Genomic DNA, 16,719 nt, shown 5'->3' with positions numbered 1-16,719 from the left:
GAACGAGAGACTGGCCATGGATCGACGACCCTTCGCCACCACCACCTACTGGCTGCGGCTCGGGGGCCTCTGCGCCCTGGCGCTGGGCATTGCCTTGCTGGATACCCTGACCGATCGGGAGATCGCCATTGGTGTCTTCCAGGTGGTCGTGGTGCTCCTGGCCGCGGGTTTCCTGTCCACCCGCGGGGTCACGGTCACGGCGCTGGGTTGCGCGGGGCTGGTGCTCTGCAGCTACCTGGCCACCCGTACCGGCGACCGCGAGGCCGGGCTGGTCAACTGCATTATCAGCCTCCTGGCCATCGTCGCGGTCGCGGCGCTGTCGCTGCGCCTGGAGGCGGCCAAGCGCGCCGCCGATGCGGCCCGCGCACGGCTGGTCCAGGCCGGACGCCTGAGCCAGCTGGGTGAATTGGCCGCGTCCATCGCCCATGAGGTGAATCAGCCGCTCACCGCCATCGCCGCCAGTGGCAATGCCTGCCAGCGCTGGCTGAGCAATCAGCCGCCCCAGGTGGAGCGCGCCGTGCAGGCGGCGCAGCGGGTCATCGACGACGCCCACCGTGCCAGCGCGGTGATCGCCCGGGTGCGCAGCCTGGTGCGCCAGGCGCAGGTGGCCAAGGATTGGCTCAACGTCGCCGATACCGTGGAGCAGGTGCTGGATTTCGTCCGCACCGAATTGAACCAGCGCCAGATCGCCGTGGAGGTCCGCCTGCAGGAGGGCCTGCCGCCGCTGCTGGCCGACGAGAGCCAGTTGCAGCAGGTCATCCTCAATCTGCTGCTCAACGCCCTGGATGCCCTCGAAGGAGTCGCTTCCGAGCAGCGCCGGCTGGTCATCCAGGTGGGGCAGGACACCGCTGGCGCCATCCGCCTGGGCGTGGAGGACAGCGGTCGCGGCTTGACGCCCGGCGCGCGTGAGCAGATGTTCGAGGCCTTCTACACCACCAAGGCGCAGGGCATGGGCCTGGGCCTGGCGCTGAGTCGCTCCATCGTCGAGGCCCACGGCGGGCGGATCTGGGCCACTTCATTGCCGGAGGGCGGCACCGGGGTCTACTGCAGCCTGCCCAAGGATCCACAACCATGACCTCAGCGAGCATGACCGACCAGATCCAGCCCACCCTGGTCCACTTGGTGGACGACGACGCCTCGGTCCGCGCCGCCTTGGAGGATCTCCTAGCGTCCGTGGGGCTCAGCACCCACAGCTATGTCTCGGCCGCCGACTTTCTCGACCGTGCCCGACTGGACGAACCGGGCTGCCTGGTGCTGGACGTGCGCATGCCCGGCATGAACGGCCTGGACCTGCAGCAGGAATTGCAGCGGCGTGGCCTGGCCTTGCCGATCATCTTCATCACCGGCCATGGCGACATCCCCATGTCGGTCCGGGCGATGAAGCAGGGCGCCCTGGAATTCCTCACCAAGCCGTTTCGTGACCAGGACCTGCTCGATGCCATCGGCCAGGCGCTGCGCAAGGCACAGGACGCCCATGCCCAGCGCCGGCACTTGCAGGAGCTGCAGGCCCGCCTCGACACCCTCAACGACGGCGAACGCGCGGTACTGGCGCGGGTGGTGACCGGCCTGCTCAACAAGCAGATCGCCGCTCAGCTGGGGGTCAGCGAGATCACCGTCAAGGTGCGTCGCGCGGCCCTCATGCGCAAGCTGCAGGCCGGCTCCCTGGCGGAGCTGGTCAAGATGGTGGAGCGGCTGGAGGCGTCGCGCGGCTAGGCCGTTGCGACGCGCCATACAGCCGCTGGACAACCTCCACAGCTTTCTTGTCGCGCCAATCGCTGACGCGCTAAAGAAAGAAATTAGTCAGTCGATACGGGCGTTAGAGGATCGCCTTCCGCCGATCCAAGGAGCCCGTCTTGAACCTTCGTCAGCTACGCATCGCCCCCCGCGCCATCCTGTGCTTTGGCACAGTCACCCTGTTCGTGATGCTGCTCGGCGCCTTCGCCCTGGTCCAGCTCAAGGCCCTGCGCGCCACCGAGCAGGCGATGGAAGCCGAATGGCTGGCGAGCGTCCAGACCACCGATGACATCCAGGTCGCGCTGCTGCACACCCGCCTCGAAAGCATCCGGTTGCTGGCCAGCGAGGACAGTGCCGCCATGGCCCTCGCCACCCGGCAGATCCATGTGAATCGCGATCTGATGAACGCCCGGACGGCCTATTATCGTGACCACCTGATTTCCACCGCCGAGGAACGCAGCAACTTCGACCAGGCCGCGCTGCAGATGAAAGGCTATCTGGACGGACTGGATCGGGTCGTGACCCTGGCCGCCAGCGATCGCACCGAGGCCCTCAAACTGGCCAATGGCGAGCAGCGCCAGCGAGCCGAAGGCTATCAGGAACAACTGACCCGGCTGCGCGAGTTCAACAGCGAAGGCGCCCGTCAGGCAGGTGCAGCAGCCACCGGCATCTATGACCGCAGCGTCAGCATTGTCGTCGGCATCATGCTGCTGGCCGTGCTGGTGACCCTGCTGCTGGCCTGGCGCCTGACTCGCAGTCTGGCCCAGCCGATCGGGGCTTCCCTGGCCGTGGCCGACGCCATCGCCCAAGGCGAGCTGACCGGCAAGATAGATCCCAGCGGCAGGGACGAAGCCGCCGGGCTGATGCGCGCCCTGGCGCAGATGCAGGACAACCTCAAGGACACCCTGCATGGCATCTCCGGTTCGTCCAACCGCCTGAGCGACACCGCGCGCACCATGCACGCCGTCACCGACCAGGCCAGTCGGGCCCTGGCCAGCCAGAACGCCGAGATCGACCAGGCCGCCACCGCGGTCACCGAGATGAGCGCCGCGGTGGAAGAGGTGGCCCGCAATGCGTCCTCCACCTCCCAGGCTGCGCGGGAATCCAGTGCGGCGGCGGAAAACGGCAATGCCAAGGTCGGCCAGGCCCTCGACGCCATGCAGCGCCTCACGCAGCAGGTGCAGTCCACCTCGGTGCAGGTCGAAGGCCTGGCTGGCCAGGCCCAGGACATCAGCCAGGTGCTCAGCGTGATCGGCTCCATCGCCGAGCAGACCAATCTGCTGGCGCTCAACGCTGCCATCGAGGCCGCCCGGGCGGGCGAGCAGGGTCGCGGTTTCGCCGTGGTCGCCGACGAGGTCCGCGCCCTGGCGCATCGCACCCAGACCTCCACCCGTGAGATCGAGCAGATGATCCAGGCGATCCAGAAGGGCTCGGCCGAAGCCGTGGATTCCATGCAGCTCAGCACCACCCAGGCCCAGGCCACCTATGCGGTGGCTCAGGAAGCCGGGGCGGCGCTGAGCGACATCCTCCAGGCCGTGCGCCTGATCGACGAGCGCAACCTGCAGATCGCCACCGCCTCCGAAGAACAGGCCCATGTCTCCCGCGAGGTCGACCGCAACCTCATCAGCATCCGCGATCTCTCGGTGCAGACCAGCGACGGCAACCGCGAAACCGTGGGTGCCAGCGAACAGCTGTCCGAACTGGCCGGCGAACTGCAGACGCTGGTGCGACGCTTCAAGCTGGCGTAAGGGGAGGGCGCGCAGAAGATACTGCGCGCCTGGAATCGCTCCGCCTTTGCTGCCAGGGGAGTTTCCCTGGCGCCGAGCGTTCGAGGAGTGGCCTGTCTGCTGGTTAATGTCAGATAAATTACCTCTGACGACTGAATTCTGCCGGCTCGTCGGTAAGGGCGTCCCCTGTTCTTTGAGGTATGGTGGCTTTTTGCTATAAATGATTATTGCAATATCTAAATAGCCGAATCCATCAAGGCGCTCCTGTAGACACCATGGCTCTGCCCGAATACAGCATCAGACTTCCGGTCTCCCAGTTGCAGCTGGGCATGTACGTCTGTGAACTGGATCGGCCCTGGGCGGGCACGCCTTTCCTGTTCCAGGGTTTTCCCATTCAGAGCGTGCAGGACCTCCGCACCCTGCGCGACACCTGCGAATTTGTCTGGGTGGATCGCCGTCAGAGCCATTCGGTGCCCCCCCTGGCAGCCAACCTGCCGGCCGGTGATCAGACCAGGACCTATGCCATCGACTACCGGGAGGCGGTCAAGGCCACCGAACCGGTGTGGCGGGACGCCCGCGCCGTGTCGATGCGCATGCTCGACGCCGTCCGGTTCGGCCAGGAGCTCGACGTCAGCGAGGTGCGGCGTGCAGTGGGGGCGTGCGTCGAGAGCGTGCTCAAGCATCCCGCGGCCAGTCTGTGGCTGGCACGCATCAAGCAGCGTGACCATTACACCGCGGAGCACTGCCTGCGCGTTTCCCTTTATGCCATCGCCCTGGGCAAGGCCCTGGGCATGCTGCCTCTGGAACTGGAAGAGCTCGGGGTATGCGGCATGCTGCACGACGTCGGCAAGATCAAGGTACCCGACGAGATCCTCAACAAGCCCGGTCGCCTGACCGACGAAGAATTTCTCATCATGCAGGCCCATACCACCTATGGCTGGCAATTGCTGATGGGCAACAGCGAGGTGCCGCCCGCTGCCGTCGATGTCGCCCATACCCATCACGAACGGGTGGATGGCAAGGGATATCCGCGGCAACTGCCGGCGCAGCGCATCCCCTTCAAGGCCAAGATCATCGCCGTGGTGGACGCCTATGACGCCATCACCAGCGATCGCCCCTACAGCGAGGGCCGTTCCAGCCTGGAAGCCTTGCGGGTCCTTTTCGAAGCGCGGGGCACGCAATTCGACGAAGTCGTCGTCCTGGCCTTCATCCAGCTGATCGGCGTCTATCCGCCCGGTGAGATCGTCGAGCTGAGCACGGGGGAGGTTGGGATCATCATCGGCTTCGACGCCGGCAGCAAATTGAAGCCGCGGGTCCTTGTCGTGCTGGACGCGGACAAGCAGCCGCGGCCAGAGCGGGTGCTGGACCTGGCGCGCAATCCGCTCGATAGCCAGGGGCGCCTCATCAGCGTCCGCGCGGTGAAGCCCTCGGGTGCCTATGGCATCGATATCGATGCCTATCGTGCCCAGGGGCTGGTGGTGCCGGGCTGAGTGGGCGAGCGGGTCAGCCGTCAGCGGTTGGCCATCAAAGGGTCTTCAGACCCGTTGGCGTCTCCAGATAGGCCAGCAAGCCGGGTCTCTCGCCAGGCATCACCGCGACGGGGCCGGAAAAGCCGATCGCCTCCAGCTGTTGCCCGAGCACTGCGGCATCGGGATGCCTGAGCTCCAGGCGCTGCAGGCGGCAGCCCTGATCGATCAGCGCAGCCGCGGGGTGCCGGGCGTCGCCCCAATCGATCAGGCTGGGCAGGACACCGCTCAGCGGCAGCTGCCCATCGGCGTGGATCGAGATCTGCCAGGCCAGCGTGCCGCGGCTCATCGACTCGATGCGGCCGAAGGTCTGCATGAGGCGCGCATCCGCCTCTGCCAATCCCCGGGTCCTGGCCACCCAGTGGGCCAGGCGGGGCTCCGCATCGGACCCCAGCTCATCCAGCCCAAACCAGCGTGGTCTGGTCGGCGGTGGAGCGTCCGGATCCGGGGCGATGACCTCCAGATAGCAGTCGCCAAGGCGCAGCAAGAGGTTGTGGGTACCTATGCGCGGATGCTTACCGCCTGGCTGCATCGCTACCCCGAGTCGTTCTTCGACGTACTGGGCGCCTGCGGCGAGCGTTGGGGCCACGACGACCAGATGATCCAGGCTGGAAGCTCTCATAAGCGCGACTCCTGATATGGAAAGATTCGATGTCGGGTATTAAGTGTAGCGCTCGTAGTCTGCTAAGAACTTCAACGCACAAAGGTTGGGATGGCTTAACCTGCCAGTTCATACGTCCTCGGGATAGCCCATAGCTATCGCAACATCACCTTCCTTTAACTCGCCTTTTAATAGATGTAGCCGTGAGCCTTCTGTTGAAGGCGTAGAGGACCAATATGCACGGCCGCCTGAGTTGGTAGAGAGGTCATCATGGCATTGCAAGATCAGTGGTTCGAAACAGCAGTGCAAGAATTTTTTAGTTTTGCATAACGCAAATGGGAGTTCGTCAGTAAGACATGGCTGGTGTAGCGGAGCCAATCATGTTGCTGAATTACGGAATAGATATTATCTTATCGAGGAACGCCTTTGTGTTATCACTTTTGAGATCGCTTACGTACCAGTTGCCAGTGGCTCTTCTGAAGCCAACAACTAGGCCGGCTACTTCTCCATCATCCCTTTCTACAATATAAGCTCTCGAGTCAAATATTTGTGCTTTTTCTACGGCTTCGACTTTATACACATCAAAGACTTTCCTTCCGTCAAGCCAGTTTTGCCAATGTTTCTCTCCTTCAATCAATACTGGCTTTTCTTTTTCTTTTAACCATGGAACTATCTTTCCCTGGAAGGTTTGCAGCCAGCAGCTTTTTGAAAAATTTGATTTGATACAGTCGAGGAGCCGAGCCTCGACGCTGTCTCTTATGTCAGGTGACTGTTCAGTGGCATAGATTAAGAAGGGTGTAGAACAAAGCAGAGCTAAAATTGTAATTTTCAAATGGCCCAAGTTTTATACCCTAGTAATTGGCTTTAATAGGTGGCTGGCTATGCCGGCCATTATAGTTCTTCAAGGAAATGGCCGTCATCCAGCCACCACCCCACACGCCGCCCTGATCTTCCCGGCCAATTCCAGCAGCACCCCGGCATAGCGCTCCTCGATCTCCGCCTCCGACAGCGGGGTGGCCAGGCTGATGTTGAGGGCATGGGTGCGATAGCCAGGGAGGCCGAGGGGGGTGGCGATGGCGACCACTTCGGGTTGCCAGGCAGCCAGGCAGTAGCCTCTGCTACGGACGCTGGCTAGGGCGGCGCGGATCTCCTGTTCCAGTGGCGCCCGGCGTGCCTCGCAGCGGCGGGCGCAGAAGGTGGCGATCAGCGTTTCGCGCTGGGCTTCGCCCAGGCCGGCGAGGCAGGCGCGGCCCAGGGAGGTGATGTCCATCGGCAGGCGCTGGCCGACCAGGACGTTGCGCGGGGTCTTGCGTTGACTCAGGCGAATCGATTCCAGGTAGATCATCTCGTCGCGGTCCGCCGCCGCCAGGCTGACGTTGACCTGGTGTTCCCGCGCCACCTTGATCATCAGCGGCGAGGCGGCCTGCAGGAGGCTGCTGCCCTGGTGCATGGCATGGGCCAGGCCGAGAAAGGTCGGCGCCAGGCGATAGGCGCTGCGGCCGCCGTCGTAGTCCAGAAAGCCGGTACGCACCAGGGTCTGGGTCAGGCGGCTGACGGTGGACTTGGCCAGGCCGAGGAGGTCGCTGAGGTCGCCATTGGTGAGGTATTCGGTGCCCGGACGAAAGGCGCGCAGGACATCCAGGCCACGCTCCAGCGAGCGATTGGCCGGCGCCTTGCCCTGGCCAGGCATGTCGGCGGCGTTCGGCTCGGCGACGGCGTGTTCCACCTGATGGAATGGCTGCGTTGTCATGACAGGTCTCCTCGCGCAGATTGAGTTCAAGCCTGGCGCAGATCCGGGCAGCCAATCAACCCAAGAATAAGAGAGGCCTCCCATGACGACAGCTCCCGAATCCTCGACCCCCATCGAACTGACGGTGACCCAGGGCATCGCCACCCTGACGCTCAACCGCCCCGAAGCGCGCAATGCCATCAGCGACGACATGCGCACCCTGCTGATCGAGCACCTGGAGCGCATCGCCGCCGACAGCGCGATCAAGGCGCTGATCCTGACCGGTACCGGCAAGGGCTTCTGCGCCGGCGGCGACATCAAGGGCATGCAGGCGCGCATGAGTGCGCCGGCCGGTTCGGTGGCCTTCAACGGCTGGAAGCGCCAGCAACGGGTTCACCATGCCGTTTCGCTGCTGCACAACCTGCCCAAGCCGACCATCGCCGCGGTCAACGGCGCCGCCACCGGGCTGGGCTGCGACATGGCGCTGAGCTGCGACTTCATCATCGCGTCCGAGCAGGCGTCCTTCGCCATGAGCTACATCGCCCGCGGCCTCATCCCCGACGGTGGTGGCCTCTACTTCCTGCCACGGCGGGTCGGCCTGAGTCGGGCCAAGGAGCTGATCTTCACCGGTCGCACCGTCGCGCCGGGCGAAGCCGAGCGCATCAACATGATCGACCGGGTGGTGCCCCACGACGATCTGCTGCCAGCGGCCCAGGACTGGGCGCTGCAACTGTCCGCCGGTTCCGCCACGGCACTGGGCCTGAGCAAGTCGATCCTCAACAATACCTTCGAGCTGACCCAGGGCCAGATCTCGGCCATGGGCAGCCAGGCCCAGGGTATCTGCTACACCTCCAGCGAGCATCAGGAGTCGGTCGCCGCCTTCCTGGCGCGCAAGAGCACGGGTGGCCAGCGATGAGCGCCCTCGACCGTCTGCTCAGCCCGGCCAGCGTCGCCGTCATCGGCGCCTCGGGCGACGCCCGCAAGACCTCCGGCCGGCCCATCGCCTTCCTGCGCAAGCATGGTTTCCAGGGACGCCTCTACCCGGTCAATCCGCGTTACGAGGAGATCGACGGCCTGCGCTGCTATCCCTCCATCGCCGAATTGCCCGAGGTGCCGGACGTGGCCGTCATCCTGCTGGGTGCCGAACGTGCCAATCAGGCGGTGGCCGAACTGGCGGCGCTGGGCTGCGCGGCGGCCATCGTGCTGGCCGGCGGCTATGGCGAAACGGGGGAGAGCGGCATCCGCCGCCAGGCGGAACTCCAGGCGGCGCGCGGCAGCATGCGTATCCTCGGCCCCAACACCATCGGCCTGGTCAACGTCAGCGAGCGCATCACCCTGTCCGCGAGTGGCGCCCTGGACATGGACGCCCTGCTGCCGGGCAAGGTGGCCTTGGTCTCCCAGAGCGGCGGCATCCTCGGTGCCTTGCTCTCTCGCGGCGTGGCGGCCGGCATCGGCTTTTCCAAACTGATCTCCACCAGCAACGAGGTGGATCTGGACGTCGCCGACTTCGTCGACCATCTGGCCGGCGATCCGGCTACCGCGGTGATCGCCCTCTACCTCGAAGGGCTGCGCGGCACCGCCAGGTTCACCCGCGCCGTGGGCCGGGCCCGCGCCGCCGGCAAGCCGGTGGTAGTGTTCAAGGTCGGCCGTTCGGAAGCCGGCGCCAGCGCCGCGGCCTCCCATACCGGCGCCCTGGCCGGCTCGGACGATCTCTATTCGGCCTATTTCCGCCAGCTCGGGGTGATCCGCGCCGAGACCTTCGCCGATCTGCTGGACATTCCCTTCGCCCTGGCCAGTGGCCGGGTGATGCAGGGCACCCGGGTAGCCATCCTGACCTCCACCGGTGGCGCCGGCACCCTGATCGCCGACAACCTGGGCGTCAACGGCTTCCAGACCCCGCCGCCCGGCGCGGAGACGGCGGCGCGACTGCGCGCCCTGGACGTCGGCGACCAGGCGGTGCTCGACCGCAATCCCATCGACCTGACCCTGGCGGGTCTGCAACCGGAGGTGATGCGTGGCGCCATCAGCATCCTGCTGGACAGCCCCGACTATGACGCGGTGATCAGCGTGGTGGGTTCCTCCGGGGTGGCCCAGCCGCACCTGATGGCCGATGCCATCCGCGACAGCCTGGCCAATTCGGAGAAGCCGGTGCTGGCCTATATCAGTCCCCATGCGCCGGCGGCGGCGCAGCGCATCAACGGTTCGGGCGGGGTGGCCTTCAGCGCCCCCGAAAGTTGTGCCGGAGCGCTCAAGGCGCTGGCCTTGCAAGGCAGCTATGCAAGGCAGCGCCCGGGGCAGCTCGGCGCCGCCCCCTCGGCCGAGTCGGTAGCTCTGGCGGACCTGCAACCCGGTCCACTGGACGAGGCGCGCAGCAAGCAGCTCTACGAGACCTTCGGCATTCCGGTGACCCGCGAGCGGGTAGTGGGCGATGCGCGTCAGGCCGAGGCGGCGGCCCGCGAACTGGGCGGCGAGGTGGTGCTCAAGGTGCTCTCGGCGCGCATCCCGCACAAGAGCGAGGTGGGTGGCGTGGCCCTGCGCCAGCGACCCGAGGACATCGGTGGGCGGCTGGAACGGATGCGCGATGAGGTGACCGCCCAGGTCGGCTTCAATCCCGAGGCCTTCCTGGTGCAGGAGATGGTCAGCGGCGGCGAGGAGCTGATCCTCGGTTTCACCCGCGATCCGCAACTGGGCCCGGCGCTGCTGCTGGGCATGGGTGGAGTGACCGCCGAACTGTTCCAGGACACCACGCTGCGCCTGCTGCCGGTGACCCTGGAAGATGCCCGGGAAATGCTCGCCGAATTGCGTACCTATCCCTTGCTGGACGGCTATCGCGGCCGACCCAAGGCCGATGTCGAGGCCGCCGCGCACTGCATCGTCGCCTTCTCCGACATGGCCCTGCGCCTGGGCGAGCGGCTGCAGGAGGCCGAGATCAATCCGCTGCTGGTCAGGCCGCAAGGGCAGGGCGTGGTCGCCCTCGATGGTCTCACGGTGCTGAGCTGAGGCGACGCTGTTCCACAGGGTGGAACAGCGCCATTGCCGCTCAGGTTCACCCTTGCATAATCCAAGAACGCTTCATTTCTGACTCATAACAATAAGTAGGTCACTATGAACAGCTTCCAGATCAACCTCCCATGGTGTGCATTCCTACCGTCAGGCGCCGTCGCGTCGTTCATGAGTCCTGAACCCGACGCCACGTCCTCGAACCGGGAGTAACGCTATGTCCGCCGTACTGAAGAACGCCACCCCTCGCGAGCCGATCGGCAGCATCGCCCCGGCGCCCACCGTGATTTCCTTTCGCAACGTCGCCAAGGCCTTTACCGTCAAGGGCGTGGCCAAGCAGGCGTCCCACAGCATCAACGTCGACATCCAGCAGGGCCAGGTGGTGACCATCGTGGGTCCCTCCGGCTGTGGCAAGTCGACCATGCTCAACATGGTGGCCGGGCTGTTCGCCCCCACCGAGGGCCAGGTGCTCTACGGCGGTCAGCCGGTCAAGGGCATCAACGGCCGCACCGGCTACATGACCCAGAGCGATCACCTGCTGCCCTGGCGCGACGTGGCCGGCAACATCGCCGTGCCCCTGGAGATCCGCGGCGTGGGCAAGACCGAGCGCCAGGCGCGCATCCGCGACCTGCTGGCCCTGGTCGGCCTGGAGGGGCACGAGAAGGCCTATCCGAGCCAGCTCTCCGGCGGCATGCGCAAGCGCGCCGCCCTGGCCCGGCTGCTGGCCTACGATCCCGAGACCCTGCTGATGGACGAGCCCTTCGCGGCGCTCGATGCCCAGCTGCGCATGCGCATGCAGACCGAGCTGTTCAAGCTCAGTCGCCAACTCAAGAAGACCGTGCTGTTCGTCACCCACGACCTGGACGAGGCGGTGGCCCTGGGCGATCGCTGTCTGATCTTCTCCGGCCGTCCCGGCACCATCGTCCGTGACGTGACCATCCCCCTGGGCGACGAGCGCAACATCCTGCAGCTGCGCAAGGACCCGCGTTACCACCAGCTCTGCGGTGACCTCTGGGAATTTATCACCCCGAGCCAAGACGCCTGAGCGGCCCACCCCTGGAGAATCCTGCTATGAACATCTTTCTCGGCCGCGTCGCCATCTTCGCCGTCATCCTGCTGTCCTGGCAGTTCGCCTCGGGACCGCTGGTGGATCCCTTCTTCGTCAGCTCGCCCAGCGAGATCGGCGGCCGCTTCGTCGAGCTGGTCGCCAGCGGGCGGCTGTTCGCCCATGGCTGGATCACCGTCGTCGAGACCCTGGCCGGCTTCTTCTGCGGCGCCTGCGCCGGGATCAGCGTCGGCCTGCTGCTGGGCCGCAACGAGACCCTGGCCAAGCTGCTCGATCCCATCCTGATCTCCATCTACAGCCTGCCCAAGGTGGCCCTGGCGCCGCTGTTCATCATGTGGTTCGGCATCGGCATCGAGATGAAGATCATCCTGACCGCCACCATCGTGTTCTTCCTGGTGTTCCTCAACACCTACAGCGGCGTGCGCGCGGTGGAGCGCGAGCAGCTGGAGATCCTGCGGCTGATGGGCGCCAAAGAACATCACCTGATCGGCAAGGTGGTGCTGCCCTCGGCCATCCAGTGGGTGTTCACCGGGCTCAAGCTGTCGGTGCCCTATGCGCTGATCGGCGCCATCGTCGGCGAGATCATGGCGGCCAACCGCGGCCTGGGCTACCTGCTGCAGGACGCCGCCGGCCAGCTGGACACCGCCGGGGTCTTCGCCGCGCTGCTGGCGATCATCTTCCTGGCGCTGCTGCTGCAGGCGGCGGTGCGCAAGCTGGAAACCGCGCTGATGCCCTGGAAGAAGGAACAGGACGCCCGCGAACTCTCGATCTGAATGCTCCCACTACCCATTACAAGAAGAAGAGAGGTCTTTGCCATGTCGTTCAAGCGTCTGTTTTCCGCCCTTGGCCTGAGTGCCGCGCTGCTGACCACCACCCCCGCCGTGCAGGCCGATGAAGCGGTCAAGGTGGCCATAGGTACCGAAGGCTTCGTGCACATGCCGCTGTTCGTGGCGCTGGATGCCGGGCTGTTCAAGAAGCACGGGCTGGACGTCAGCCTGGTCAAGTTCAAGGGTGGCGGCGCCGCCGCCTCCGGGCTGGTCAGCCGCTCGGTGGAGTTCTGTTCCTGCGCCATCCAGAACGCCATCAACGCCAAGGTGAAGGGCGCCGACGTGACCCTGCTGGGGCGCATGGTCGGCCAGTACGCCAGCAATGTGGTGATTCGCCAGGAGGTGGCCGATCGCCTGGGGCTGAACGCCAACTCCACCGTCGAGCAGCGCCTGGCCGCCTTCAAGGGGCTGCGCCTGGCGGTCAGCGGCACCGGCGGCAGCGCCGACTTCCTGGTGCGCTTCCTTGGCCAGGAAGCCAAGCTGCAGTCGGAAAAGGATTTCACCCTGCTGTACCTGAACAACGGCGGCGCCATGCTGGCCGCCTTCGCCCAGGGCCGCATCGACGGCTTCGCGCTGTCGTCGCCGGCGTCGGACAGCGCGGTGATCGAGCAGCAGGGCTTCACCCTGCTGGACATGTCCGAGGGCCAGGTAAAGGCCCTGGACGGCTATCCTTCCATCGCCCTGAGTGCCCGCCGCGAGTGGTCGCAAGAGCATCCGGACACGGTCAAAGCCTTTCTAGCCGCGCTCAACGACGCCACCCAGCTGATCAGCCAGCATCCGGACGAGGCCGCCAAGGCCGTGCGCACCCGCTTCGAAGGCGTCAACGACGAGGTCTATGCCGCCGCCTGGAAGAACAACCGCAAGTCCTTCCCCGCGACGCCCTATCTCACCGATGAGGACGTCCAGCGCGCCATTACCTTCCTGGGCCAGATCCAGAACACCCAGATCCCCGGTACCGCCGCCGATTACCTGACGCAGGTGCGCTGAGCCGCACGCTTCCTTCCATTCCCCTGGTACGCCGCGGGTGGCCAGGGTTCGGTAGAGACCTCCTATGCACAGGCATCATGACAAGCCGATCCTGGCGGCAGGGCTGGGTATTGCCCTGCTGTCGCCCCTGACCTATGCCGAGGGCTTCCTCAAAGACAGCAAGGCCACCCTGGAACTACGCAACTTCTATATGAATCGCGACTTCCGCGACGGCAGCGGCCAGTCCAAGCGTGAGGAGTGGGGCCAGGGCTTCATCCTCAAGTACGAATCCGGCTTTACCCAGGGCACCCTTGGCTTCGGCCTGGACGCCCTGGGCCTGGTGGGGTTGAAGCTCGATTCGGGCCGTGGCCGCACCGGCACCGGTCTGTTGCCGGTAGACGACGAGGGCCGCGCGCCCGGCGAATACGCCAAGGCCGGGGCGACCTTCAAGGCGCGCCTCTCCAGGAGCGAATTGCGGATCGGCACCCTGCTACCGCGTTGGCCGACCCTGGTCACCAACAATGGCCGCCTGCTGCCCCAGACCTTCGAGGGCAGCCAGTTCGAATTCAAGGAGATCAAGGGTCTGACCCTGACCGGCGCCAACATCCAGCGCACGGTCTATCGCGACAGCTCCGGGGCCGACGGCCTCGCGCTGAACAACAAGAATCGCCGTTTCAGCGGCTCCCTCGAGGGGGGCGATTTCAATGTCGTCGGCGCCCTCTACCGCTTCGGCACCACCACCGATGTGAGCGCCCAGTACGCCGTGCTGGAAGATGTCTATCGCCAGCGCTTTCTCGGCCTGACCGACCGCCGCAAGGGCGACTGGGGCGCCTTCCTCACCGAGGTGCGGCTGTTCAACAGCGACGACGAGGGTCGCGCCCGCGGCGGACGCATCGACAACCACGCCTTCAGCGCCCTGGGTACCTACAAGCGCGCCGGCCACTCCCTGGGCCTGGGCTATCAGAAGATGTCGGGCTCGACGGCCTTTCCCTACGTCAATGGCACCGACCCCTATCTGGTCAACTTCGTCCAGGTGGGCGACTTCGCCGAGACCAACGAGCGCTCCTGGCAGGCGCGCTACGACTATGACCTCGGCCAGCTGGGTATCCCCGGCCTGAACTTCATGACGCGCTTCGTACGCGGCAGCCAGGCCGAACTGCGCGGCGGCGCGTCCGGCGGCGAACGGGAACTGGATGTGGAGCTGCAATACGTGCTGCAGGGCGGCTCGCTCAAGGGCCTGAATCTGCGCCTGCGCAGCGCCACCTACCGTTCCGATTTCTCGCGGGACGCCAATGACGTCCGCGTCATCGCCAGCTATCCGCTGTCGCTGCTCTGACCCTTCGGGAGACCCTACATGACCATCGTAACCCTGCAACGGATCGACGCCCTGGGCGTCATCACCCTGGACCATCCACCGGTCAATGCCCTGTCCCGCGAGGTGCGTGCGGGGCTCCTGGCTCGGCTGCAGGAGGCCCTGGCCGATGACGGGATCCAGACGCTGGTGATCACCTGCGCCGGGCGGACCTTCGTCGCCGGCGCCGACCTCCGCGAATTCGACCTGCCGCTGCAGGAGCCCCATCTGCCGGCTGTGCTGGCGGCCTTCGAAGCCTCGCCCAAGCCGGTGATCGCCGCGCTGCATGGCACGGTATTGGGCGGCGGGCTGGAGCTGGCGCTGGCCTGTCATTACCGGGTCGCGGCGACCGCTACCACCTTCGCCTTGCCGGAAGTCAGCCTGGGCCTGATCCCGGGCGCGGGCGGCACCCAGCGCCTGCCGCGCCTGGTTGGCGCACCCCTGGCGCTGGATATGATCGTGGGCGGCACGCGCATGGATGCCAGTGCGGCGCTTGGCGCGGGGCTGATCGATGGTCTGGGCGAAGGTGAACCTCTGGCCCTGGCCCAGGATTTTCTGCGTGATCATCCCTCCTTGTCGCCACGGCCGACGGCGGCGCAGACAGTATCTCCGTTCGACCCCGATTCCTTCGAGGCCCAGGCCCGCGGGCTGCTGCGCAAGTTTCCGGGCCAGGAGGCACCGGTGCTGGCGCTGGACGCCTTGCGCGGTGCCTGGCAGCTGCCGCTGTCCGCCGCCCTGCAGCGCGAGCGTGAGCTGTTCGTTGCCCGGCGCGAGTCCGCTCAGGCCCGGGCCATGCGCCAGGTGTTCTTCGCCGAGCGCGCCCTGGCGGGTCGTAATCGCGCCCTGGCCACGGCGGCGCCTCTCGTAGCGTTGCGGCAGGTGGCGGTGATCGGCGCGGGGCTGATGGGCAGCGGTATCGCCCTCTGCCTGGCCAACGCCGGCCTGGCCACCGTCCTGATCGATACCCAGCCCCAGGCCCTGGAACGAGGCCGCGCCACGATCGACGGCTACTTCTCCGGAGCCCTGGCCAAGGGCCACCTGACGGCGGATCAGGCCAGCGCGCGCGCCGCCCTGATCCGCTGTGAAGCGACCCTGGACGCGGTAGCCGACGCCGATCTGATCATCGAGGCGGTGTTCGAGGATCTGGTGGTCAAGCAGGAGGTCTTTCGTCAGCTCGATCGTCTGGCCAAGCCTGGCGCCATCCTGGCCACCAACACCTCCTATCTCGACATCGATGCCATCGCCGGGGTGACCGGCCGGCCCGAGGCGGTGATCGGCATGCACTTCTTCAGTCCGGCCCAGGTGATGAAGCTGCTGGAGGTGGTTCGCACCCGCGCGGTCGCGCCTGCGGTACTGGCCACTGCCCTGCAGCTGGGCGAGCGCCTGGGCAAGACCACGGTGGCGGTGGGCAACTGCCATGGCTTCGTCGGCAATCGCCTGCTGGCGGTACGCGAGCGCGAGGCGACCCTGCTGGTGGAAGAGGGCGCAGCACCCGAACAGGTCGACCGGGTGCTGCGTGAATTCGGCTTTCCCATGGGCCCCTTCGAGCTGCGCGACCTGGCCGGGATCGACATCGCCTGGCGCAATCGCCAGGGGCGGGGTGAATCCCTCAGCCCTGCCGAGCGGGCCTGCGACCTGATCGAGCAGCTGCACGCCCGCGGCCGTCTTGGCCAGAAGTCCGGCGCCGGCTACTACCGCTATGGGCCGGGTCAGCGCCAGGGCCAGGCGGATCCCCTGGTCGCCGAGTTGCTCGCCGCCCACCGTCAGCGCCGGGGCATCGCCCCACGCAGCCACAGTGATACGGAGATCCTCGAACGCTGCCTGTTCGTGATGATCAACGAGGCGGCCTGGCTGCTGGAGGAGGGCATCGTCGAGCAAGCAGTGGACATCGATCTGGTCTGGCTGCACGGCTACGGCTTTCCGCGCTATCGCGGCGGGCTGCTGTACCACGCCGACGAGTGTGGGCTGGAGCGGATCGTCACCACCCTGGAAGGCTGGTCCGCCGCCCTGGCCGAGCGCGGGACGCGAATCTCTCCGCGGCTCAGGCAGCTGGCGGCCGAGGGGCGGAGGTTTCTGGATTCCTGAGTCGCGAAGAGCACCCTGAACGACGCTGCATATCCGAGAGCGCCGGGTTCTTTGACCTTTCGTTCGCGGGCACCTAGGGTCAGGCGGGGCGCATTCGTCTGACGATT

14 protein-coding genes are annotated in these 16,719 nt (G+C 66.0%); 11 read left to right on the top strand and 3 right to left on the bottom strand.

Annotated elements, in window-relative coordinates:
* Positions 1 to 16: 16 nt before the first annotated feature.
* The 4 genes from FEZ61_RS05825 to FEZ61_RS05810 all read left to right on the top strand — a co-directional run bounded on the left by FEZ61_RS05825 (position 17) and on the right by FEZ61_RS05810 (position 4,951).
* Positions 17 to 1,075: an ATP-binding protein gene (locus tag FEZ61_RS05825; RefSeq protein ID WP_173147703.1), complete on the top strand. Its 1,059-nt coding sequence runs from the start codon at positions 17 to 19 to the stop codon at positions 1,073 to 1,075.
* Positions 1,072 to 1,713, top strand: a complete 642-nt coding sequence (locus FEZ61_RS05820) for a response regulator transcription factor (RefSeq protein ID WP_173147702.1) — start codon at positions 1,072 to 1,074, stop codon at positions 1,711 to 1,713. The genes FEZ61_RS05825 and FEZ61_RS05820 overlap by 4 nt, the downstream gene beginning before the upstream one ends.
* A 140-nt stretch (positions 1,714 to 1,853) precedes the next feature.
* Positions 1,854 to 3,482, top strand: coding sequence for a methyl-accepting chemotaxis protein (locus FEZ61_RS05815; protein ID WP_173147700.1), 1,629 nt, complete (start codon positions 1,854 to 1,856; stop codon positions 3,480 to 3,482).
* 254 nt (positions 3,483 to 3,736) lie between these two features.
* Positions 3,737 to 4,951, top strand: coding sequence for an HD-GYP domain-containing protein (locus FEZ61_RS05810; protein ID WP_173147698.1), 1,215 nt, complete (start codon positions 3,737 to 3,739; stop codon positions 4,949 to 4,951).
* Positions 4,952 to 4,985: 34 nt separating this feature from the next.
* Here FEZ61_RS05810 and FEZ61_RS05805 read toward each other — a convergent pair whose 3' ends face one another.
* The 3 genes from FEZ61_RS05805 to FEZ61_RS05795 all read right to left on the bottom strand — a co-directional run bounded on the left by FEZ61_RS05805 (position 4,986) and on the right by FEZ61_RS05795 (position 7,338).
* On the bottom strand, positions 4,986 to 5,609 hold the full coding sequence (locus FEZ61_RS05805) for a VOC family protein (protein ID WP_064309523.1): 624 nt from the start codon (positions 5,607 to 5,609) through the stop codon (positions 4,986 to 4,988).
* A 370-nt stretch (positions 5,610 to 5,979) separates the two neighbouring features.
* Complete coding sequence (locus tag FEZ61_RS05800) at positions 5,980 to 6,429, bottom strand: hypothetical protein (protein WP_156522389.1); 450 nt, start codon at positions 6,427 to 6,429, stop codon at positions 5,980 to 5,982.
* A 75-nt stretch (positions 6,430 to 6,504) separates the two neighbouring features.
* The gene (locus FEZ61_RS05795; protein ID WP_173147696.1) at positions 6,505 to 7,338 is read right to left on the bottom strand and encodes an IclR family transcriptional regulator; all 834 of its coding nucleotides are present in this window, start codon (positions 7,336 to 7,338) and stop codon (positions 6,505 to 6,507) included.
* An 82-nt stretch (positions 7,339 to 7,420) separates the two neighbouring features.
* Between FEZ61_RS05795 and FEZ61_RS05790 the strand changes: the two genes are divergently transcribed.
* The 7 genes from FEZ61_RS05790 (at position 7,421) to FEZ61_RS05760 (ending at position 16,612) form a co-directional block, all read left to right on the top strand.
* Entirely contained in the window at positions 7,421 to 8,233 is an 813-nt protein-coding gene (locus FEZ61_RS05790) for an enoyl-CoA hydratase/isomerase family protein (RefSeq protein ID WP_173147694.1), read from the top strand.
* The gene (locus FEZ61_RS05785; protein WP_173147692.1) at positions 8,230 to 10,317 is read left to right on the top strand and encodes an acetate--CoA ligase family protein; all 2,088 of its coding nucleotides are present in this window, start codon (positions 8,230 to 8,232) and stop codon (positions 10,315 to 10,317) included. Before FEZ61_RS05790 ends, FEZ61_RS05785 begins: the two co-directional genes overlap by 4 nt.
* 217 nt (positions 10,318 to 10,534) lie before the next feature.
* Complete coding sequence (locus FEZ61_RS05780) at positions 10,535 to 11,362, top strand: ABC transporter ATP-binding protein (RefSeq protein WP_173147690.1); 828 nt, start codon at positions 10,535 to 10,537, stop codon at positions 11,360 to 11,362.
* Between the two features lie 26 nt (positions 11,363 to 11,388).
* Complete coding sequence (locus FEZ61_RS05775; protein WP_017641233.1) at positions 11,389 to 12,156, top strand: ABC transporter permease; 768 nt, start codon at positions 11,389 to 11,391, stop codon at positions 12,154 to 12,156.
* A 42-nt stretch (positions 12,157 to 12,198) separates the two neighbouring features.
* Entirely contained in the window at positions 12,199 to 13,197 is a 999-nt protein-coding gene (locus FEZ61_RS05770; RefSeq protein ID WP_173147688.1) for an ABC transporter substrate-binding protein, read from the top strand.
* A gap of 64 nt (positions 13,198 to 13,261) precedes the next feature.
* Positions 13,262 to 14,512: an OprD family porin gene (locus FEZ61_RS05765; RefSeq protein ID WP_064309519.1), complete on the top strand. Its 1,251-nt coding sequence runs from the start codon at positions 13,262 to 13,264 to the stop codon at positions 14,510 to 14,512.
* An 18-nt stretch (positions 14,513 to 14,530) separates the two neighbouring features.
* Positions 14,531 to 16,612 carry a 3-hydroxyacyl-CoA dehydrogenase NAD-binding domain-containing protein gene (locus FEZ61_RS05760; RefSeq protein ID WP_173147686.1) on the top strand — a complete coding sequence of 694 codons (2,082 nt, stop codon included), beginning with the start codon at positions 14,531 to 14,533 and terminating at the stop codon, positions 16,610 to 16,612.
* Positions 16,613 to 16,719 lie beyond the last annotated feature (107 nt).

Source organism: Pseudomonas sp. MS15a(2019), from assembly GCF_013277805.1.
Lineage (GTDB): Bacteria > Pseudomonadota > Gammaproteobacteria > Pseudomonadales > Pseudomonadaceae > Chryseomonas > Chryseomonas benzopyrenica.
Note: the sequence above shows the minus strand (reverse complement) of the source record. Positions and strands in the feature narration are given on the sequence as shown.